The organism is Alloyangia mangrovi, assembly GCF_002300555.2.
In the GTDB taxonomy this organism is placed as follows: Bacteria; Pseudomonadota; Alphaproteobacteria; order Rhodobacterales; family Rhodobacteraceae; genus Salipiger; species Salipiger mangrovi.
The window spans coordinates 1-20617 of the sequence record NZ_NTHN02000071.1 but is presented as its reverse complement, the minus strand read 5'-3'; the positions used below and the strand labels follow the sequence as shown (position 1 = coordinate 20617).

Genomic DNA, 20617 nt, shown 5'->3' with positions numbered 1-20617 from the left:
CGCTGGCCACCGAGCCGCGCATGCTGCTGCTCGACGAGCCCTTCGGTGCGCTCGACGCGCGGGTGCGGCGCGAGTTGCGGGCCGGGCTGCGCGAAATCCACGACGCCACCGGGCTGACCACGGTTTTCGTCACGCACGACCAGGAGGAGGCGATGACCCTCGCCGACCGCGTCGCGGTCATGTCGATGGGGCGGATCGAGCAGGTCGGCGCGCCTTCCGAGATCCGCAACCGCCCCGCCTCCGACTTCGTGCGAACTTTCACCGTAGCCTGAGGCCCCGAGGGATGAGATGCGAGGAACCCCGACATATCCCAGCTTGTGGCTTCGCGGCCTGCTCTGGTTGACAACCGCCCGCCTTACACCTGAGGGAATTGCTTTTCACAGATTCTCCCGGGCCAAGGAAGGCGGATGGACACTCCGATCCGCCTCTCCGAGTCGCGCCGCTGTCTGGCGCAGGAATCGTGAGGCACAGATCAGCCTGAGGGCAATTGTATTGCCCTGGCCATGGGCGGGGACATCAGATCCCGTCTGGTGCAGCCTGCTGAGCCAGCATTTGTATCAGCTAGACCTTTCGGACATTGAACCCGATCCCTGTCTCCTGCGCCAAGCCGAGCAAGAGGTCTATGCCCGGCTTGCGTCTCCCTGGACCAGAATTATTGCAGGACCCTATGAATGAGCGCGCTCACCCTCGACCGGATCGACCGAAGGATCCTGGAAAACCTAATGCACGACGCGACGCTTTCCGTGTCCCAACTGGCGGATATGGTCGGTCTTTCCCAGACCCCCTGCTGGAAACGCGTGCAGAAACTCGAGGCGGCCGGCGTCATCACCCAGCGCGTTGCTTTGGTAAATCCTGAGATGATCGGCCTTGGCCTGACAGTCTTCGTCGGTGTCGAGGCAATGGATCATAGTCCGGAATGGCGCTCCCAGTTTCGTGAGGCGATTGCAGGCTTCAAGGACATCGTGGAAGTCTACAGGATGGCCGGCAACATCGACTACCTGCTGAAGGTTGTCGTCCACGACACTGTTGCCTTCGACAAGTTCTACGTCGAATTCACGAGACGCCTAGCTTGCCGGAATTTGACATCCAGCTTCGCTATGGAAACCATTCGCGGGACAACCGCCCTACCCATCGATACCGAGACCGTCTGAGTTATCCGACCATCTGCTGTATGTTATGGTCGCTCCAGCTGTCGAGAGGTCGACCACTCGCTGCTCAATCCTCATCGCGTGAAACGCCTGTTTACGCGCCGGGCCCGAAAGGGTGCCGCGAAGAAATCTGGGCAGCGCGGTTGCCCGAATTGACCTTCTCCCAGAAGCGTAGATCATCGGAAGCGAAGAATGTAGAAAGGATGGAGTCCGCGGCTTTACCCATGGGTTCCTTGATCGTCTTCTGCGAGATAGGCGGCGCGGTCGCGCTCCTTCTCTTTGGCCTGGGGCTGGTCCGGGACGGTGTGGACCTTGCTTTCGGCATCCGCCTCAAGACAGCACTGGGGCTAGGTACGCGGCCGGGACCGCGGGCGTTCGTGGCAAGCCGCCGAACATCACTTCTGGCCAGCGGCTCGGGCCGCGCAGCCATCGGCCTGGGCCTGTTGCTCATCTCGCTCTCCCTCCTCGAAGCCGGAACCCAGCCATTGCGCAACTCCTCGGAAATGGCGCTCTTTCTGCAGATGATGGACGCCAGCTGGCCGGTGGCCCTTTTGTTCTCGGCCGGCATTGCTGCGGCATGTTCCTCATCACTGGCCGCGGTGATGTTGGTCGCCTCTCTGAGCTTGCCCGCAGGTCTCGGCGTCGTCCTCGTGTTGGGTGCCAATCTCGGTGGCGCGATCCCACCCGTCCTTGTGGCCTCGAAATCCGGGATTGCAGCCCGCAGACTCACCATCGGAAACCTCTGCGTCCGTGGCGTCGGCTGCCTGCTGATACTGCCGGTCGCCGGTCCCTTCGGTTCCGCACTTGAGCAGCTTCCACTGCAGATCACAGGGCTGGCCGTCGAGGCACATCTGGTCTTCAATATCCTGCTCGCGCTCTGCATCGCACCATTCACAGCTTCACTGTCACGCGCCCTGGAGCGGCTGTTGACCGCGCCGACGCCGGATGGAAATGGGCCGCCGCAATGGCTGGATGAGAGTGCTTTGGAGCAGCCGCTGCAGGGCCTTTCCGGAGCGAGGCGACAAGTCCTCGGCATTGGTGACGACGTTGCCCGCATGCTGGACCTGACGCGCCTGGCCTTCAGCAAGAATGACAGCAGCCATCTGACCGAGATTTCCATCCTCGGGAACCGCGTCGACCTGCGTCAGAAGCAGGTGAAGACGTACCTCTCTCGCCTCGGTCAGACCGTGGATGAACATGATCGCCGCCATGCCATCACTGTTCTGGATTACGTGATCAATCTCGAACACGTGGGTGACATCATCGAGAAGGGTCTTGCCGCCAATGTCCGCAAGAAGGTCGGACTGCAGCTGCGTTTCACCGAAGCGGGATATCGGGAACTCGAAGAGATGTTTCTGATGACCGCGGAAATCCTTCGCATGGCCCAGACGATCTTCATGACCCGGGACACCGGTCTGGCCCAGCAACTCGTTCAACTAAAGGTGGAGCCGCAATCGCGAGCGTCAGCCGGCACAGTGTCACCTCGTCCGCCTGCGATGTCGCTCAGCACTCAACTGCGATGTCGCGCCACAACCTTGACCTATTGCGCGATCTGAAACGTGTGACAGCGCATCTGGTCGCCGTCACCCATCCCATCCTGGACGAGGAAGGCCTGCTGATCGAAAGCCGCCTGCGCAGCCGCTGACCTCGGCGAGGAGAGATAGCCTGCCATTGTCGTCCCTGCACTCGAGAGAAGATCCTTCTCTTTTCAAGCAGGACTTTGGAAAAACGAAACACGATTAACTTGATAGTCTTTACGGGAAAGGAGATCTGAGATGATCCGAACACTCCTCATTCCCGGCCTTGATGGCTCCCCCGCGCCTCACTGGCAGCATTGGTGGGCTGCCACCGATCCCACGGCGCAGATCGTGGAACAGACATCCTGGTCCGAACCGACGCCTGAGGCCTGGTTGACTGAAATCGCGGCAGCTACCCTGACGCATCCGGGTTCGGTCCTCGTTGGCCATTCACTCGGGGCGATTGCGATCGTCAAGCTGATGGCGCTTTGGCCGCAAGTCCAGATCACCGGTGCTTTCCTTGTTGCCCCCGCCGAACCATCGCGGTGCGCGCGCATATCGGATTTTGGACCCATCCCCGAGCGATCGTTCGGTGCGACGGTCGTCGTCGCGGCCAGCCGCAATGACCCGTGGATGGAACAATCCCGGGCCCAGAGCCTCGCCCGAAGTTGGGGTGCCGACTTCATCGACATGGAGAACGCCGGCCATATCAACGTCGCCTCTGGCCATGGCCCGTGGGCGGAAGGCAAAGCCATGCGCGACATTCTTTGGCCGATGCGCAGTGGAAGCTGCAGCCAGCGGCGCCCGCTCTTCCGGCCGGTCACCCCGAACCGGGACGCCCATCCATGAGCATCATCCAGAGCACTCTCTCGGCGATCCGCAAGGCTGTCCCGGTGGTCACCTTTGCCATCTGCTACCTCAGCGTCCTCGCCATCATCGTCCTGCATTGAGCCAACAGCAAGGAGCCAAACCATGTACTGCACCTATGATCCGGGTCTGCTCCTCTTCACCTATGGTGAGGAGACCCTTGAAATCTGTCCGCAACATGATTCACTGCAGGCCGGTGTTGCCGTGATGGCCAGCGTCGTGCTGCTGGGCCTCCTCTGGCTGGTGTCATGATGGACGGGGGCGTAGCGCCGGTTCCGCCGCGCCGATGCCATGTGCTCATCGTGGGCGGCGGGGCCAGTGGTGTGCTAATGGCAGCGCATCTTCTCAAGCAGCCGGGCACGAACTTCGACGTGACCATCGTCGAGCGCGGAGACCTGCTCGGCTGCGGCATCGCCTACGCCACCGACGACCCCGATCATCTGCTCAATACCCGCGTGGTGCAGATGAGTGCCTATCCGGACGATCCGGAGCATTTCCTACGTTGGCTCGATACGCGCGGCATCGAGGCAGAGGGCAGCAGCTTCGTCGGGCGCGGTACCTATGGCCGCTATCTTGCCAGTTTGCTGGACCCATGGCGGGACAGTGACGCACCCGGCCATGGCCGACTGCACCATGTCCGGGCCGAATGCCTGCGGGTGGAAGAGATCCCCGCTGGCGTCGAGGCCCTTCTCCAAGACGGGCGAGTGATCCATGCCGATCGCGCCATCCTGGCCACCGGGCATGCGGTTCCTGTCAGGCCTGACCCACCGCTCTGCGGCGGGTGGGACTTCCGCCCCCCGGCAGACCCGCGGGCCACGGTGGTGATCATCGGTACTGGGCTGAGCATGGTCGACCATGTCGCGACCCTGCTGTCCGCGGGGCACCTCGGCCCCATCCATTGTCTGTCGCGTCGCGGATTGCTGCCGCAGGAACACGCGGCCAGCCATCCCATAACCCTCACGGAGCGAGATATTCCCTTCGGTGCCAGCGTGAGCCAAGTCATGCGTTGGCTCCGGGCGCTCGTTCGGGTCGCGGAAACGCAGGGCGGCACCTGGCGCGACGCGGTCGATGGGATGCGTCCGCACGTTGCCGGCCTCTGGCAGGCCTGGACAGTGGAAGAACGCGCACGTTTCCTGCGCCATGCCGCTGTCTGGTGGGAGGCTCACCGCCACCGCATGCCACCGATCTCCACCGGGCGCCTCTCGCGCGCCGCGGCACAGGGCCAGCTGCATTTTCGGCGCGCGACCTTCGAGCAGGCCGACCTGAGACCCGATGGTCGGATTGAGCTCCGGCTCACCGGGCGTCCCGGATCGGCACCGGATCGCCTCGAGGCCGATCACGTGATCGACTGCCGGGGCATCCGCCGCAATACGATGGAGCATGTGACATGTGTGCTCCGCAATCTTCTGGAGCAGGGGGCTGCAAGGCTCGATCTGCTCCGCCTCGGCCTCGATACCTCCCCGGGCTGCCACCTTCTGTCTCTGGATGGCAGCATGTCCGTAAAGCTTTATGCCATCGGTCCCGCTGCACGGGGAGCATTCTGGGAGATAACCGCCATTCCCGATATTCGGCAGCAGACGGCCGATCTCGCCCGAGCCCTCGGAGAAACCGTTGGCGCGACGACGGGCCCGAGAGGGTAAATTTCTCCCTGGCCGCGCATCTACAGCGTAAATTCTCTAAACTCCGGGACTTCTTTGGAATGGAGCAAAGCAGCCAATCGCGTTACTCTCAAATCTCGATAGACATCATCGTGTTAGGATATGCCATGATCGAACCCCTACGCCTCGCTGCACACATACCTGTCTACACACGTCCTCTGTTGGACGGCGCATTCCAGCGCAATGCGACAGTTGCAGGAAGACTCCGCTGATGGTCGGTGCATTCAGCTCTCCGCGACAGCCAAGCACCAGGGCCCAGGTTCAATCCCAAAGCATCTGAAGCTTGGGTGATGCCTCCCCCCCGTGGCAACTCGGCAGGTGTGCTGCTGGCGCCTCTTAGGAACGCCGGAGAGTTGCCCACTGCACAGAGGCTGATCGCTCAGCACGGACGCGGGGCAGAACAGACTGGCGCATGCATGCCCATATTTGCAGCGTCCAACCTCCGGGATCTCGCGGTCAGCGCCGCCTGATCTCTCATCCCCCCCAACCCTCTTCGCCGACACCGGATCCGCAAAGTTCCGGCCATGGCGGAGCCATGCCCAAATCCAGGAGGCACAGGCATGCCTAAGAATGAAACGCTCATCCGCGCGGTGGAGGGCACCGTTGCCCCCGAAGTTCGCGCCATCACGCCGCTCATTGGCGCAGAACTCCACGGGATTCGTCTCTCCGGTGATCTTGCCGACGAGACGATTCAGCAGATCAAAGCACTCATCACGCGCCACAAGGTCGTGTTCTTCCGGGGCCAGGATCATCTCGACGACCAGGGACAGGAGGCCTTTGCCAAGCGACTTGGCAAGTTGGTGCCCCACCCCACTCAGCATATCCGCGAAGGCACATCCAGCCTGCTGGAACTGGATTCCTCGCATGGTGGTCGTGCCGACCAATGGCACACCGACGTCACCTTCGTGCCTGCCTACCCGAAGTATTCCGTCCTGCGGGGCGTCGTTATCCCGGACATCGGTGGTGACACGATCTGGGCCAATACGTCCTCCGCTTACGAGGCACTTCCCGCGCCGCTCAAGCAACTCGCCGAAAGCCTGCGCTCAGTTCATAGCAATGCCTACGACTATGCGGCGCACCGTCCGAAAGCCACGACGGTCGAAAGGCAGCACTACGAGGAGGTCTTCGCCTCGACACGTTTCAAGACCGAGCATCCGGTTGTACGTGTGCATCCCGAAACCGGCGAACGCACGCTGCTGCTTGGCAGCTTTGTGCAGCGCATCAAGGGCCTGTCCCGAGCGGATGGCCAGAAGATCTACGAACTCTTCCAAGGCTACATCACTGCGCCAGAGAACACCGTCCGGTGGCGGTGGAGTGCCGGCGACGTGGCGATCTGGGACAACCGCGCCACCCAGCACGTGGCCGTCAATGACTACGGCGGGGCGCATCGTGTCGTGCGCCGTGTGACCATCGACGGAGACATCCCCGTCGGAACCGACGGTCAAGAAAGTATCGCGCTCGGCTGAGGTCGGGGCGCGTATCGTAGGAGGATAGGATTCATGACCACACAAACGCTCTCCCCAAACAAAGTTAGAGGCCGCCAGATCCGCCTCGGCGCATTCCTGCCCGGTGGCGGACAGCATGTCGCCGCCTGGCGCCACCCGGACCATCCGGCGGACGGCGCGACCAGCTTCGAGGTGCACAGACAACTTGCCCTCACCGCCGAGCGCGGGCTCTTCGACGCCTACTTTCTGGCAGACGGACTGGCCGTCTCCTTTGGAGGGGCAACCGAAGGTGGCAGCGCGCGGATCGCGGGCTTCGAGCCGGTGACGCTCTTCTCGGCGCTCGCGCCGCTGACCACGCACCTCGGCTTCATCGCCACCGCCTCGACCACCTACGAGGAGCCCTACAATACGGCACGCAAGTTCGCCTCGCTTGACCTCATTTCCGGCGGCCGTGCCGGCTGGAACGTGGTGACCACCGCGACCGAGGCCGCCGCGCAGAACTTCAACCTCGACCAGCAACTGCCCCATGCCACGCGCTACGAGCGGGCGCGGGAACATGTCGGCGTGGTCAAAGCGCTCTGGGAAAGTTTCGAAGACGATGCCTTCCTGCGCCACAAGGAAAGCGGCGTCTTCTATGATCGGAGCAAGGTCCATGCGACGGATCACGTCGGCGCGCATTTCAAGGTGAAGGGCCCGCTCAACGTGCCGCGCTCGCCGCAGGGCCACCCGGTGATCGTCCAGGCCGGGCAGTCCGAGGACGGCCGGTCGCTTGCCGCCGAAACGGCGGAGGTGATCTTCACCGCGCATCAGCACCTGGACACCGCGCAGGCGTTCTACCGGGACATCAAGACCCGGGCCATCGTCGCCGGACGCGATCCCGACCACCTCCTCATCATGCCGGGCGTCTCGCCCTTCATCGGGCGCACCGAAGCGGAGGCGCGTGAGAAATACGAGCAGCTCACCTCCTACATCCTCGAGAAGGACGGGATCGCCCTGCTCAACGCGCTGACCGGCGGCACGCTCGATCTTGCCGGGTTCGACCTCGACGGCCCGTTGCCCCCGGCGCCGCCGACCGAGGGCATGAAGTCGCGCCAGGCGCTGATCCGCCAGATTGCCGACGAGAACCGGTTCACCATCCGCGAGCTCTACCAGTGGGTCGCCTCGGCGCGCGGGCATTACACGGTGATCGGCACCCCCGAACAGGTCGCCGACATGCTGCAGGAATGGTTCGAGAAGGAGGCGGCGGACGGCTTCAACATCCTGCCGCCCTGGTTCCTGACCGCGCTCGACGACTTCGTCGATCTCGTCGTGCCGGAACTGCAACGGCGCGGCCTGTTCCGCACCCGCTACGAAGGCCGCACCCTGCGCGAGAACCTGGGCCTGCCCTTCCCGATCCACCCCAGGTCGCTCGCCGCCCCCGGCGTTCAGGCCGCGGAATAGGACGGGCACGGCATGACCTACGACATTCTCACCCCCGCGGAGCGCGCGGGCGCGCAGTCTGCCGCCCCGGCATCGAGGTGGCGGCAGCGGGCGCAGGGGCTCCTCGCCGATTACGGGCTCGTCCTGGGCTTCTTCGCGGGGTGGCAGATCGCCAGCATGGCGGGCTGGCTCAATCCGGCGGTGTTCCCGGCCCCCGATCGCGTTGTCGCCGCGCTCTGGAATGGGCTCTCCAGCGGCGCCCTGGTCGATGACATCGTCATCTCGCTGCAGAGGGCGGGCATTGCCTTTCTCGCCGCCGTAGCGCTTGGCATCCCGCTGGGGCTTCTGATGGGCCAGATGCGGCCGCTCGAGCGGGCGCTCGACCCGATCCTCCAGCTGTTCCGCCAGACCTCGGCGCTGGCGCTTTACCCGGTCTTCATCCTGATCTTCGGTCTGGGAGAGGGCTCCAAGGTCTTCGTGATCTTCTGGGCCACGCTCTTTCCCATTCTGCTCGCGACCATCGGCGGGGTGAAGGAGGTCGACCTGAAGCTCGTCGAGATGGCGCACAGTTTCGGCGCGAGCCAGCTGACGATCTTCCGGCGGGTGATCCTGCCTGCCTCGGTGCCGCCGATCTTCGTCGGCTTGCGGCTCTCGGCCACCACCGCGCTGCTGCTGCTCATCGCGGCCGAGATGATCGGGGCCAACAAGGGAGTCGGCTTCCAGGTGATGAACGCCCAGTACAACTTCCAGATCCCGCTGATGTTCGCGGCGATCTTCCTGCTCGCCACCCTCGGCCTTGCCGCCAACTGGGTGCTCGTCCAGCTGCAGCGACGCCTCTGCAGCTGGAGCCTCGACCCGCGCTGACCCAACCCTCCGAACCCAGGAATCGATCCATGTCCCTCATCTTCAGAACCCTCCTGTCCGCCGCGAGCGCGACCCTTGCCCTGAGCGGCAGCCTCCGAGCCGAGGAGGTCACCCTGCGCTATCTCGCGAGCCACGGCGGCGTGAACGCGCATGAACTGGCGCAGGAACTCGGCTATTTCGACGGAACCGGCGTCAGCGTCGTCTCTGCGGGATACGCCTCCGGCGGGCCCGAGTCGTTGTTCGCGCTGGCGGCCGGGAGCGTCGATATCGGCTCGGCGGCCACCTCGGCGGTGCTCAATTCCATCGCCGGGGGCAACGACTTCGTCGCCGCCTACCCCACCAACGGCATCAATGATGACGTGCAGTCGAAATTTGTCGTCCTCGAGGGCAGCCCGATCCACGAGGTCGGGGATATCGTCGGCAAGACGATCGCGATCAACACTCTCGGCGCGCATCTCGACTACACCGTGCGCGAGGCGCTGCACGCGGCCGGCCTCCCGCAGGATGCGGCAAACCTCGTCGTCGTGCCCGGTCCCCAGCTTGAACAGGTGCTCCGCTCGGGGCAGGTCGACATGACCGCCTTCGGCTACTGGCAGACCACCTTCGAAGGTGCCGCCCGCGATGGTGGCGGTCTGCGCACCGTCTTCGATGACACGGATGTGCTGGGCGAGATTGCGGGCGGCTTCACCGTGCTGCGGCGCGACTTCACCGATGCGCAGCCCGATGCGGCCCGGACCTTCGTCGCGCAGTCCGCGCGGGCCCTCGACTACGCCCGAGAGCATCCCGCCGAGACGCGCGAGATCATGGCGCGCATGCTGGAGGAGCGCGGGGAAAATCCCGAGGTCGCCCGGTACTTCGCGGGCTACGGGGTGCGCGAGGGCGGCCTGGCAACCGAGCGCGACCTGCAGTTCTGGATCGACGTCCTGGAGCGCGAGGAGGTCCTTTCCGAGGGCCAGCTGACCGCGTCGGACGTCCTGCTCGTGACCGGCGATGCAAGCGTTTCAAACTGAGGAGGCCGCCATGTTCGACACCCACCAGACTACCAGCGGCGCGGTCACAATACGTGATCTGTCGAAGTCCTTTCACCTCGACGGCGCTCCTCTGACGGTCCTGCGGCATCTCGACCTTGACATCCCCGCTGGTCAAAGCCTGGCCATCGTCGGCGCAAGCGGGTCCGGAAAGACAACGCTGCTGCGGATCCTCGCGGGGCTGGAGGAGCCGGATTCAGGCGACGTTCTGATTGACGACTTTCCGGTTCGTGGTCTCGGCCGAGACCGCTCGGTGATCTTTCAGGAGCCGCGCCTGATACCCTGGCTGAACGTGCTTCGCAACGTAGCTTTCGGCCTTGAAGTTCAAGGCGTAGCACGGACCGAGGCCGAAACCCGCGCCCGCCGATACCTTCGCCTCGTCGGGCTGACCGAGTTCGAGAGCGCACTGCCGCGGCAGCTCTCAGGAGGCATGGCTCAGCGGGTCGGCATCGCCCGTGCACTTACCGTCCAGCCCGAAATTCTGCTGCTCGACGAGCCGCTCGGGGCACTGGACGCGATGACGAAACTCGCAATGCAGAAAGAGTTGTCGAGGATCTGGGCCGAGGAACGCGTGACGATGGTGCTCGTGACCCACGACCTCGAAGAGGCGATCTTCCTGGCGGATCGCGTCATGGTGTTGCCCCGCGAAAAGGGCGGAACGCCCAAGCTGATGGATATCGACCTAACTCGGCCGCGTGATCGCAGCGATCGTGAGTTTGTGCGGGTCCGTCAGCAACTCATGAGCGAGTTTGGTTTGCATTGAGGTACCGGGTCGGCCCGATCGGCTGGCCCGGAAACTCAAGATCAGAATGGGAAAAAAATCGGGATTATCAAGATCGCAAGCGCCGCAAAAATGAGGTTCAGTGGCAATCCGACCTTCAGGAAGTCGCGAAACTTGTAACCCCCGGCACTGTAGACGAACGTATTCGTTTGGTAGCCAATTGGCGTGGCGAAGCTTGCCGAGGCCGCGAACATCACCGCCATGATGAAGGGACGTGGATCAAGACCCAACTGCTGCGCCAGACCTATGACAATGGGGCCTATCAGTACTGCTACAGCGTTGTTTGAGATCATCTCGGTCAACGTGCTCGTTAGCACGTAGACTGCCGCAAGGATCGCCAGCGGTCCGATGCCACCCACCATGCCAACAACAGCCTCTACGATGACCCGCGCGGTCCCGGTCTGTTCCATCCCCATGCTGAGGCCCAACATGCCGAAGATGAGGAAGAGGATCCGCCAGTCGATGGCTTCGAATGCCTCTTCAGGATCGACGCAGCGCGTTAGCATCACGACCACCGCCCCGATCACCGAGAGGCCTGCTATGGGTAGCACATTGAAGGCCGCAAGACCCATCACGGCAAGGATCGTCGCGATAGCGATTGGTGCTTTCGACCGGCGGACCGCTCGCTCCGAGGGAGCAGAGAGGTTGACAATGCCCCCATCTTCCATGAGTCGCTGCATCCCTTCAACCGGCCCTTCCAACAGGAGCGTGTCCGCAAACTGTAATCTGAGATCGTCGATGCGGTCCGAAATATTGCGGTCGGCCCGGTGCACCGCCATAACGTAAAGCCCGTACTTGCGCCGCAACCGCAGATCTCCAAGTGCCCGACCACGGAGGTGAGAGTTGGGTCCGACACTGGCCTCCATCAATATCGTCTGTTCCGCAGTCACCGGCTCGTAGCCCCTATCCGCGAAATCACGGAACTCGATCTGGCCGTCCTCCTTGAGCCCGAGAATTTCTCCAGTGCCGGTTTTGATCACCACCCGATCACCTGCCTGAAGGACTAGGCTATGCAACTGTCGGCGCAAGGATTGCTCCCCCCGGATCACATCTAGAATCCTGCTCTGCGCCGTGTTGAAGGGAAGCTCTGCCAAGATCTTGCCGACGTAGCGAGAGGCCGAAGGAATGAGAAGACGCGCCTTGAATCGACGTTTTCCTTCCTGGCCGAGGAGACTGGAGAGTGAGGCGCGATCGGGAAGCAGGTATCGCCCGGCGAAGACCATGTAGATCATACCAACCCCTGCAAAGATCAGACCCGGCAACGTCATCTCAAACATTGAGATCGGCGGCTGGCCGGTGTCACGCGCGACACCGCTCATCAGAATGTTTGTCGAGGTGCCGACCAGCGTCAGTGTGCCGCCGAAGATGGCGGAGAAAGACAGAGGGATTAGCAACTTCGAAGGTGCGACGCGGACCGACCCCGCGATCGAAATCATGATTGGCGTCAGCAATATCACTACCGGAGTGTTGTTCATGAAGGCAGAGGCCGCAATTGTGCCAATCATCATGAGAAGCATCGCTCGAAGGAATGAACCGCGTGCCTGTCGTTTCAGGACTTCGCCGAGCATCGCCAGGACGCCTGTACGTTCGAGGGCGGCGGATATGATGAACATCATGGCGATCGTTATCGGCGCTGACGAGCTGAACACCGTGAGGAAATCATTGGTCTCAATGATGCCCGTAGCCAAAAGTGCGCCGGAAGCACCCAACGCGGTCACCTCGGGTGGGTAGAGCTCCTTGAAAAAGCCCAAGAAGACGACAGCCAACAGCACAAGCACAAAGATCTGTTCAGGGCTCATTGTCAAAGCTTTCAAAGAATCGCAGCTATTCAATCAATAATCGATAAACAAACTCGAGTTTTCAACGCCAACGATTTGACCGCAACGTAACAAAGGCGGCAAGCCACTTAGGAGCAGACCGGAACCTGTTCAGGCAAACCGAGCCACCGCAACCACACCATGTCTCATGCGGACCATACTCCTTCGGCGCATCCCGCCAACGCAAGCCATTGCGATTGATGAAGATAATCCCGCTCAAAACCCCCCTATCATCGAACCGAGGCTGACCATGAGGCGTGGGGAACAAAAGGGCTAGGCGTGCCATCTGAGCGTCGGTCAGCTAGAAGAGATCGCTCATGTCACCGCTCTGCTTTCGAAGCCGTGGATCATGCTGTTCGCGCGAAATCAATGCATCCTGACCCTAGGGCCGGGACCATGCCGGGAGGCTCCATCGAGGGCGGCACCTTGAAAATCGACCGGCTGACTGCGGCGGTTCCCGCGGAAGCCGTCGCCTTGGTGCTCGACCTCTATGGCCGCCTGCCGGAAGTCAGGCTCACCGATCTCCTGCTCGAAGTGGATGCGGAAGTTGGCTTCACCGAGGCCTTTACGCATCTGCGCACCGGCGCGCCGTGCAAGGATCGGATCGGCCTGCTGAACGTGTTGCTTGCCGAGGGGCTGAATCTCGGCCTCAGCAAAATGGCCAGACCACGAACACGCACAACTTCATCCAATTTTCCCGCCTGTCGCGCTAGCATGCCGAAAGTGAGGCGATGGCCCGCGCCCTGGCCATGGTGATCGACGGGCAGTCGGCACTGCCGATGGCGCAGTTCTGGGGCGCCGTACAGACCGCATCGAGCGACGGCCAGTTCTTCCCGATTACACACCAGGGCGCGGCTATGAATCTGAGCAACGCCAAGTACGGCCGTGAGCGCAGGCTGAAAGCCTACAACCATGTCTCCGACCAGTTCGGTCCGTTCGCCACACAGACCATCCCGGCCACCGTGAACGAAGCGCCCTACATCCTCGATAGCCTGCTGATGACCGGCGCCGGGCAGAAGATCCGGGAGCAATACTTCGATACTGGCGGCTTCACTGACCACGTCTTCGTCGTCACGGCCCCTGCTGGGCTTCCAGTTCATCCCCCGCATCCCCGACCTGCCATCCAAGCGCCTCTACCTCTTCGGTCCGTCCGCCTGCCAGAAAGAGCTGAAAGGGCTGATCGGCGGGAAGTTCAGGCAGCCCCTCATCGCCGCGCACTGGCCCGATATCCTACGCAGCGTGGCGACCATGGTGTCAGGAGCCATCCCGCCGAGCCAACTCCTGCGGAAGTTTGCATCCAATCCTAGGCAACATGAACTGGCGGTCGTCTTGCGGGAAATCGGACGGGTCGAACGGACGCTCTTTATCATCGACTGGCTGCTTGATGCCGGCATGCAGCGCCGCGCCCAGTTCGGCCTGAACATGGGCGAGGCCCACCACGCGCTGAAGAACGCTCTCCGCAGCAGCAGCCATACCGAGATCCGGGACCGCACCTCCGAAGCCCAGCACTTCCGCATGGTCGAGGTGAACCTTCTGGCCGCGATCGTCATCTACCGGAACGCCAAGCATCTCGGCCAAGCCGTCGCCAGACGCCGCCGCGAAGACTTGGACTGTACGCCGAACCTTCTGGCGCACATCTCTCCCCTCGGTTGGGCCCATGTCCTGCTCACTGGCGAATACAGGTGGCGGAAAAAGGGCTTAGCGTAGGATCCTGCCCCCTCCGGCATCGGCCCCCATCTGAGTCACTCCGGTTCTGGGTTACCGGACAGCTGTACCCGACGAGATGTCGCTGACGCCTCACCGGACCTGCCCGCTTCATGACCCGGTATTTAGGCGAGACCGCCCGATCAGATAATCCGCTCAGAGTGGAAGGCACTCATGAGAGCAATGCATAAATGGGCCCATTGCCCGGAAAACGCGCTTAGCTCCGAATATCCGGATAGAAAGGACGTGTCGAACTCCCGGCAAGCCAAGCGCCCGCCGGGAGAATTTTCAGGTCGTTCGAGATCCGGGGCGGCTCAGAACTCGACCACCGCGCGGATCGACTTGCCCTCGTGCATGAGGTCGAAGCCGTGGTTGATCTCTTCCAGTTTGAGCTTGTGGGTGATCATCGGGTCGATCTCGATCTTGCCGTCCATGTACCAGTCGACGAATTTCGGCACATCGGTGCGGCCCTTGGCGCCGCCGAAGGCGGTGCCCTTCCACACCCGCCCGGTGACCAGCTGGAACGGCCGGGTCGAGATCTCGGCCCCCGCCGGCGCCACGCCGATGATCACCGAAACGCCCCAGCCGCGGTGCGAGCACTCGAGCGCGTCGCGCATCACCTTGACGTTGCCGGTGGCGTCGAACGAGTAGTCCACGCCGCCGATCTGGTCGGCGTCCTTCTTCGTCATGTTGACGATTTCCTGCACCACGGTGCCCTCGATCTTCGACGGGTTCACGAAGTGGGTCATGCCGAACTTGCGGCCCATCTCGGCCTTGGAGTCGTTGAGATCGACGCCGATGATCATGTCTGCGCCGGCCATGCGCAGGCCCTGGATCACGTTGAGCCCGATGCCGCCGAGGCCGAAGACCGCCGCGGTCGAACCGATCTCGACGCCGGCGGTGTTGATCACCGCGCCGATGCCAGTGGTGACGCCGCAGCCGATGTAGCATATCTTGTCGAAGGGCGCGTCATCGCGCACTTTCGCCAGCGCGATCTCCGGCATCACCGTGTGATTGGCGAAGGTCGAGCAGCCCATGTAGTGATAGATCGGCGCGCCATCGAGCATCTTGAACCGGGTCGTGCCATCGGGCATCAGCCCCTGCCCCTGGGTGTTGCGGATCGCGGTGCAAAGGTTGGTCTTGCCCGACAGGCACGACGGGCACTCGCGGCACTCCGGCGTGTAGAGCGGGATCACGTGATCGCCCGGCTTCAGCGTGGTCACGCCCTCGCCGACTTCCAGCACCACGCCCGCGCCCTCGTGACCGAGGATGCAGGGAAAGATCCCCTCGGGGTCGGCCCCCGAGCGGGTGAACTCGTCGGTATGGCAGAGCCCGGTGGCCTTGATCTCGACCAGCACCTCGCCGGCCTTCGGGCCGTCGAGCTCAACTTCCATGATCTCGAGCGGCTTGCCGGCCTCGAGTGCCACGGCTGCACGGGTTCTCATTTTGTGTTCCTTCCGGAGAGTACAAGCAATCGGTGCGCGGCCACCCCACGCGGAGGAACTGCACCCATGGATATGAAAAGCGGAGCAAAAGACGACGCGCCCGAAACCGCCTCGCCTTTCCCATGCCCCAGAAGTCCTATATCGCCTGCCTCGGAGCAATCGGGATGTTCGGGCGTTTCCGGACAAGTCACCCCCAGATCGCGCAAAGCGGCGTCACGAACGGAGCCCTGAATGCCTGACATCCGCCCCTGTGCACCTGAGTCCGCGATCACCACCTCGCGCAAGGTCCACATCGTCATCTACCCCGGCTTCAAATGCATGGAGGCGGTCGGGCCGGTGAACGTCTTCACCGCCGCCAACCGATACCTCGCGGCGGCCTCGCACCCGGCGCGCTACGAGGTGGAGCTGGTCGCCCCCACCCTTGGCCCGGTGCAATCCGAGAGCTTCCTGACGCTGACCGCGCAGCGCGCGCTCGACGCCTGCATCCCGGAGGACACGGTGATGATCGCTGGCGCGCTGGAGATAGAGGACGCGCTGCGCCAGAACCCGCAGATCGTCAACTGGTGCCGCCGCAATGCCGCGCGGGCCACGCGCTTCGCCTCGCTCTGCACCGGCACCTTCTTCCTTGCCGAGGCCGGTCTGCTGGACGAACGCCGCGCCACGACGCATTGGAGCGTCGCCGCAAGGCTGCAGCAGTCCTATCCCGACGTGCGGGTCGAGGCGGACGCGATCTTCCTGCGCGAGGACAACCTCTACACCTCGGCCGGGGTGACCGCCGCGATCGACCTCGCGCTGGCCTTCGTCGAGCAGGACTTTGGACGCGACCTCGCACTGTCTGTGGCGCGCGACATGGTGATCTATCTCAAACGCCCCGGCGGCCAGTCGCAGTTCAGCGCGGTTCTGACCGGGCAGGCGCAGGTCCGCTCCGGCATCGCCGACATCCGGACCTGGATCCACGCCAATCTCGAGCGCAAGCTGCAGACCGGCGATCTGGCGCAGCGCGCCGGGATGAGCGAGCGCAACTTCTCGCGCCAATTCACCCGGGATGTCGGGCAGAACCCCTCGGACTACGTGATGAACGCCCGCTGCGAGCGTGCAACGACGCTGCTGCTGGAGACGGGACTGCCGGTCAAGACCATCGCGCACCGGGTCGGATTTTCCTCGGACGACCAGATGCGCAAGGTGTTCAACCGCAAGTTCTCGCTGACTCCGCGTGAGTACCGAGAGAGGTTCTCCACCGCCGCTTAGATCATGGCAGCTATTGCGGGCTGACCGTCCCGTAGCGCCGCCCGTACCAGAGCAGCGGCTTGCGCCGTGTGCTGCGCGCGATCTCCTGCACATGACCGACAAAGAGCACGTGACCCTCGGCCTCGAAGGCATCCGCCACGCGGCAATCCATGGCGGCGACGGCATCCAGCAGCCGCGGCTCCCCCGACGCCCAGGAAATCCAGTCTGCCTCGAAGAACCGTTCTTCGGGCGGCAGCATACCCGCGAAGGCGTCGGCGATATCGTCCTGCCCTTCCGAGAGCATGGCATAAGAAAATCGCCCCTTCTGCCGGATCCGATCGGCGAAGTCCGAGCTGGCTGCAATCGACACGAGGATCGCAGGCGGTGCCACGCCGAGCGAGATCGCCGCCGTGACAGTCCGCCCGAAACGCGCGTCGCCGGAGCCGCAGGTCACCACACAGACGGTCGCCGCGAGTGTCGCCATGGCGTTGCGGAACACTTGCGGATCGGCGCCGGTGCTGTCCTCCCCGGCTTCGCCGGTGCCGTATTGGCTTGTCCAAGGTTTCATTGTCCGCTCCCCGGATTTGGCGAGAACAGCGTGGTGAGCTTGTCCGGAACGCCGTCCATTTCGGCAGCATTTTCCGGCGGCGTTCCCTGCGCGACGATCACCGGCCAGCGCTCGGCGTACTTGCGGTTGAACTCGACCCATTTGTCCATTTCCGGCTCGGTGTCCGGGCGGATCGCATCGGCGGGGCATTCCGGCTCGCAGACGCCGCAATCGATGCATTCATCGGGGTGGATCACAAGCGTGTTCTCCCCCTCGTAGAAGCAGTCCACCGGGCAGACCTCGACACAGTCCATGTATTTGCAGGCAATGCAGTTCTCGGTGACGACGTAGGTCAGTCCATCTCCATCCGCCATGGCGGAACACCCCGCCGTGCACCTGCACGGCGGGACAGACCCGCGCCGATCAGGCGAGGTTGCTTTCGGCGAACTCGTAGTTCGCGAGAGTGTCGAGGAAGTTGGTCACGTAGTCCGGGCGACGGTTGCGGAAGTCGACGTAGTAGCTGTGCTCCCAGACGTCGAGGCCGAGCAGCGCGGTGCCCCCGCCGGTGGCCAGCGGGTTGACGCCATTCGGAGTCTTGGTGACGCCGAGGCTGCCGTCGGCCTTCTGGATCAACCAGGCCCAACCCGAGCCGAACTGCGTGGTTGCCGCGGTCTTGAAGGCGGACTTGAAGCCCTCGACCGAGCCGAAGGACTCGAGCAGCTTGGCTTCGAGCGTGCCGGGGATGCCGCCGCCGTTCGGCGAAAGCGCATTCCAGAAGTGGATGTGGTTCCAGTGCTGGCCAGCCTGGTTGAATACGCCGGCAAGCGCGTCATCCCCATAGGACAGAGCGATGATCTCCTCGAGCGTCTTGCCCTGCAGGGCGGCGTTGCCCTCGACGAAACCGTTGAGCGCCGTGACATAGGCCAGGTGGTGCTTGTCGTGGTGCAGCTCGAGCGTTTCCTGGCTCATGCCACGCGCGGCAAGGGCGGAATGGGAGTAGCTCAGGGCGGGAAGTTCGAAGGTCATCTCGGTCTCCTTTCGAGCCGGCGCTTGCACGCTGCGACCCGTTTGGTTAATTAAACAAGCACCGACTTTGAAAAACATCGGAGCCAATATGTCAAGCGATGGCTTGGAAAAAGAAGCGTGGTCGCCGCGGGCTCCCTCCGAGCGGCTGCTGATGACGCTGAAGATGTACGGCGCGCAGACCTCGGCCGAGGTCGGCCGCAGGCAGGGCATCACCGGCGAGGCCGCGCGGCAGCAGCTGATGAAGCTGCACGAAGAGGGGTTGGTGGACGAGGAACGCCGCAGCGCTGGCCGCGGGCGACCCGCGACCTACTGGCATCTGACCGACAAGGCGCAGGCGCGCTTTCCCGACACCCACGCCGCGCTGACCGTGGACATCCTGCGCAGCATCACAGAGGTGCTGGGGTCGGACGCGCTGGACCGGATCATCGCCGAGCGCGAGGTGGCAACGCTCGCGCAGTACCGGGGCGCCATGGCGGGTTGCGAGAGCACCCGCGACCGGCTGGAGCGGCTGGCCGAACTGCGCAGCGCCGAAGGCTACATGGCGCAGGTCGAGGAAGACGAGGACGGCACGCTGCGCCTTGTCGAAAACCATTGCCCGATCTGCGCCGCCGCCAGCTTCTGTCAGGGCTTCTGCCGCGCCGAGCAGGCGGTGTTCCAGACCGTGCTCGGCACAGGAGCCAGCATCGAACGAGACGAACACATCGTCAGCGGCGGGCGGCGCTGCACCTATGTCGTGCGGGAGAGCGGCGCATGAGCCCTTCCCTGTCGCGCGCCGGAGAGCCCACGACCGACGAGGCGATTGCCGAAGGTCTGGACGAGGCCATGGTCCGCCGCGTGGTTCATCACTTCTACGATCTGGTCCGCGCCGACCCGCTCATCGGCCCGGTCTTCCATGCCCGCATCGCCGAGGGTCACTGGCCGGAACATCGGGAAAAGATCACCGCCTTCTGGAGTTCCGCCCTGCTCGGCACGCGCAGCTACAGTGGCAAGCCTATGCCCAAGCACCAGGCCATCGAAGAGCTGGAGGACGCGCACTTCCGCCGCTGGCTCGCGATCTTCCGGCACACGGTGACCGAGCTTTGCCCCGAGCGCACCGCCGCGCTGTTCATCGCCCGCTCCGAGCGCGTGGCCGAGGCGTTCAGGATGAACATCGCCATGCACCGCGGCGATATCCTCACCTTCCGCCCGCCGCTCACCCGCGAAGAGTTTCCGTAAACGCCCGACCGCCCGCAACGCGAAGAGGCGGCCGAAGCCGCCTCCCGTCAACACATCACTCGCTACACACACCTGCCCTACTGCGTGGACAAGAATTCCACCACGTTCCGGCGATCCTCCTCGTCCGGCAGGCGCAGCACCATACGCGTGCCGGGCACCATGTTGCGCGGGTCCACGAGGAACTCTACGAGGGCCTCGGACCCAAATCATGCCGGTGTCTTCCCTCGCGCCTGAGTAGCGGACGCTCGACTCGCGCTCTTGGCCATTGGCCTTGGCGCCTTCGGAATTGAAACCACCAACCACGCACATGGGAATATTGCCCGCCATTGCTGAAGGTATCGATGGATCGATCGCCACCGCCGGGCGGTGTGACCGGAAGCGCCCGCAGATCGCGGCTTCCAAGCTGCGCGGCCCGTCAGGCAGTCGTAACGACACCGAGCGCCGCGACCAGATCCGCGTCCGGATCGAAGAGCAGCGTCGACGGCAGCGACAGAACCTTCCCGCTGCGAAGACGTGCCAGCGTCGGGACCCCGCGCGCGCCAAGTCCCTGCATCAGCGATTTCGCCCGCTCGGTCTCGGCGCGGACACGATCGGCAAGAGTGTCCGGCATATCCTGCAGCAACTCTGCAGCCTCGTGCAGTCCGGCTTCCACAAGCATGTCCGAGACGGCGACCACCGAGGTCAGCGACCGACCCTCGACATACCGTCCGGCCTGAAGCGCCCGGAGCGCCTGCCTCCGCTCGGGCGCGCCCGGCGCCCCGGCGGCGGTGATCGCCAGCGTGGCGAGGCTACTGTCGAAAAGCCCCCCTGCATCGAGCACCTGCCTGCGATAGACGTCGCTGAAGGTCACACCTGTCATCTGCGCGATGCGCTGGTCATTGCTCCAGGCGTAACGCGCGAACTCGGCAT

General features: G+C 63.6%; 19 protein-coding genes and 3 pseudogenes. 15 read left to right on the top strand and 7 right to left on the bottom strand.

Annotated features, from left to right (window positions below):
* From CLG85_RS24230 to CLG85_RS24180, 11 genes and pseudogenes are all read left to right on the top strand, one after another.
* A pseudogene (locus tag CLG85_RS24230) lies at nucleotides 1-272 on the top strand (putative 2-aminoethylphosphonate ABC transporter ATP-binding protein); the annotation flags it as partial.
* Nucleotides 273-671: 399 nt separating this feature from the next.
* Complete coding sequence (locus CLG85_RS24225; protein ID WP_095880667.1) at nucleotides 672-1151, top strand: Lrp/AsnC family transcriptional regulator; 480 nt, start codon at nucleotides 672-674, stop codon at nucleotides 1149-1151.
* 221 nt (nucleotides 1152-1372) lie between these two features.
* On the top strand, nucleotides 1373-2704 hold the full coding sequence (locus tag CLG85_RS24220; RefSeq protein WP_235865288.1) for a Na/Pi cotransporter family protein: 1332 nt from the start codon (nucleotides 1373-1375) through the stop codon (nucleotides 2702-2704).
* Between the two features lie 219 nt (nucleotides 2705-2923).
* Nucleotides 2924-3514 (top strand): RBBP9/YdeN family alpha/beta hydrolase, encoded by a 591-nt coding sequence (locus tag CLG85_RS24215; protein ID WP_095880668.1) that lies wholly within the window; start codon nucleotides 2924-2926, stop codon nucleotides 3512-3514.
* Between the two features lie 123 nt (nucleotides 3515-3637).
* The gene (locus CLG85_RS24210; protein WP_176476462.1) at nucleotides 3638-3784 is read left to right on the top strand and encodes a hypothetical protein; all 147 of its coding nucleotides are present in this window, start codon (nucleotides 3638-3640) and stop codon (nucleotides 3782-3784) included.
* The gene (locus CLG85_RS24205; protein WP_311735036.1) at nucleotides 3781-5172 is read left to right on the top strand and encodes an FAD/NAD(P)-binding protein; all 1392 of its coding nucleotides are present in this window, start codon (nucleotides 3781-3783) and stop codon (nucleotides 5170-5172) included. The genes CLG85_RS24210 and CLG85_RS24205 overlap by 4 nt, the downstream gene beginning before the upstream one ends.
* Before the next feature lie 578 nt (nucleotides 5173-5750).
* On the top strand, nucleotides 5751-6656 hold the full coding sequence (locus CLG85_RS24200) for a TauD/TfdA dioxygenase family protein (protein ID WP_095880669.1): 906 nt from the start codon (nucleotides 5751-5753) through the stop codon (nucleotides 6654-6656).
* Nucleotides 6657-6689: 33 nt separating this feature from the next.
* Nucleotides 6690-8075 (top strand): LLM class flavin-dependent oxidoreductase, encoded by a 1386-nt coding sequence (locus CLG85_RS24195; protein WP_095880670.1) that lies wholly within the window; start codon nucleotides 6690-6692, stop codon nucleotides 8073-8075.
* A gap of 12 nt (nucleotides 8076-8087) precedes the next feature.
* Nucleotides 8088-8918, top strand: a complete 831-nt coding sequence (locus CLG85_RS24190) for an ABC transporter permease (RefSeq protein ID WP_095880671.1) — start codon at nucleotides 8088-8090, stop codon at nucleotides 8916-8918.
* Between the two features lie 29 nt (nucleotides 8919-8947).
* The gene (locus CLG85_RS24185; RefSeq protein WP_095880672.1) at nucleotides 8948-9928 is read left to right on the top strand and encodes an ABC transporter substrate-binding protein; all 981 of its coding nucleotides are present in this window, start codon (nucleotides 8948-8950) and stop codon (nucleotides 9926-9928) included.
* Between the two features lie 10 nt (nucleotides 9929-9938).
* Nucleotides 9939-10709, top strand: a complete 771-nt coding sequence (locus CLG85_RS24180; RefSeq protein WP_095880673.1) for an ABC transporter ATP-binding protein — start codon at nucleotides 9939-9941, stop codon at nucleotides 10707-10709.
* A gap of 41 nt (nucleotides 10710-10750) precedes the next feature.
* On the opposite strand, the gene CLG85_RS24175 is transcribed toward CLG85_RS24180, so the two are convergent.
* Together CLG85_RS24175 and CLG85_RS24170 are read right to left on the bottom strand one after the other, a co-directional pair.
* Nucleotides 10751-12526: an SLC13 family permease gene (locus tag CLG85_RS24175; protein ID WP_095880674.1), complete on the bottom strand. Its 1776-nt coding sequence runs from the start codon at nucleotides 12524-12526 to the stop codon at nucleotides 10751-10753.
* A 160-nt stretch (nucleotides 12527-12686) separates the two neighbouring features.
* Nucleotides 12687-12830, bottom strand: a pseudogene (locus CLG85_RS24170) (transposase); the annotation flags it as partial.
* On the opposite strand from CLG85_RS24170, the pseudogene CLG85_RS28120 reads away from it, so the two are divergent.
* A pseudogene (locus CLG85_RS28120) lies at nucleotides 12809-14251 on the top strand (Tn3 family transposase); the annotation flags it as partial. The pseudogenes CLG85_RS24170 and CLG85_RS28120 overlap by 22 nt on opposite strands.
* Before the next feature lie 311 nt (nucleotides 14252-14562).
* Here CLG85_RS28120 and CLG85_RS24150 read toward each other — a convergent pair.
* The gene (locus CLG85_RS24150; RefSeq protein WP_095880675.1) at nucleotides 14563-15693 is read right to left on the bottom strand and encodes an S-(hydroxymethyl)glutathione dehydrogenase/class III alcohol dehydrogenase; all 1131 of its coding nucleotides are present in this window, start codon (nucleotides 15691-15693) and stop codon (nucleotides 14563-14565) included.
* A gap of 231 nt (nucleotides 15694-15924) precedes the next feature.
* Here CLG85_RS24150 and CLG85_RS24145 point away from each other — a divergent pair, with 231 nt between their 5' ends.
* On the top strand, nucleotides 15925-16941 hold the full coding sequence (locus CLG85_RS24145) for a GlxA family transcriptional regulator (protein ID WP_095880676.1): 1017 nt from the start codon (nucleotides 15925-15927) through the stop codon (nucleotides 16939-16941).
* A 10-nt stretch (nucleotides 16942-16951) separates the two neighbouring features.
* On the opposite strand, the gene CLG85_RS24140 is transcribed toward CLG85_RS24145, so the two are convergent.
* The 3 genes from CLG85_RS24140 to CLG85_RS24130 all read right to left on the bottom strand — a co-directional run bounded on the left by CLG85_RS24140 (nucleotide 16952) and on the right by CLG85_RS24130 (nucleotide 18493).
* Entirely contained in the window at nucleotides 16952-17488 is a 537-nt protein-coding gene (locus CLG85_RS24140) for a flavin reductase family protein (RefSeq protein WP_095880677.1), read from the bottom strand.
* Nucleotides 17485-17823: a ferredoxin FdxA gene (gene fdxA, locus CLG85_RS24135; protein WP_095880698.1), complete on the bottom strand. Its 339-nt coding sequence runs from the start codon at nucleotides 17821-17823 to the stop codon at nucleotides 17485-17487. The genes CLG85_RS24140 and fdxA overlap by 4 nt, the downstream gene beginning before the upstream one ends.
* A gap of 67 nt (nucleotides 17824-17890) precedes the next feature.
* Nucleotides 17891-18493 carry a superoxide dismutase gene (locus CLG85_RS24130; protein ID WP_095880678.1) on the bottom strand — a complete coding sequence of 201 codons (603 nt, stop codon included), beginning with the start codon at nucleotides 18491-18493 and terminating at the stop codon, nucleotides 17891-17893.
* Between the two features lie 103 nt (nucleotides 18494-18596).
* Here CLG85_RS24130 and CLG85_RS24125 point away from each other — a divergent pair, with 103 nt between their 5' ends.
* Both CLG85_RS24125 and CLG85_RS24120 read left to right on the top strand, forming a co-directional pair.
* The gene (locus tag CLG85_RS24125) at nucleotides 18597-19247 is read left to right on the top strand and encodes a helix-turn-helix transcriptional regulator (RefSeq protein WP_260350179.1); all 651 of its coding nucleotides are present in this window, start codon (nucleotides 18597-18599) and stop codon (nucleotides 19245-19247) included.
* A complete protein-coding gene (locus CLG85_RS24120; RefSeq protein WP_095880679.1) occupies nucleotides 19244-19708 on the top strand; it encodes a group III truncated hemoglobin in 465 nt (154 codons plus the stop codon). The genes CLG85_RS24125 and CLG85_RS24120 overlap by 4 nt, the downstream gene beginning before the upstream one ends.
* 415 nt (nucleotides 19709-20123) lie before the next feature.
* Here CLG85_RS24120 and CLG85_RS24115 read toward each other — a convergent pair.
* Nucleotides 20124-20617 (bottom strand): hypothetical protein (locus CLG85_RS24115; RefSeq protein WP_260350178.1); only part of this gene is annotated, 494 nt, incomplete at its 5' end.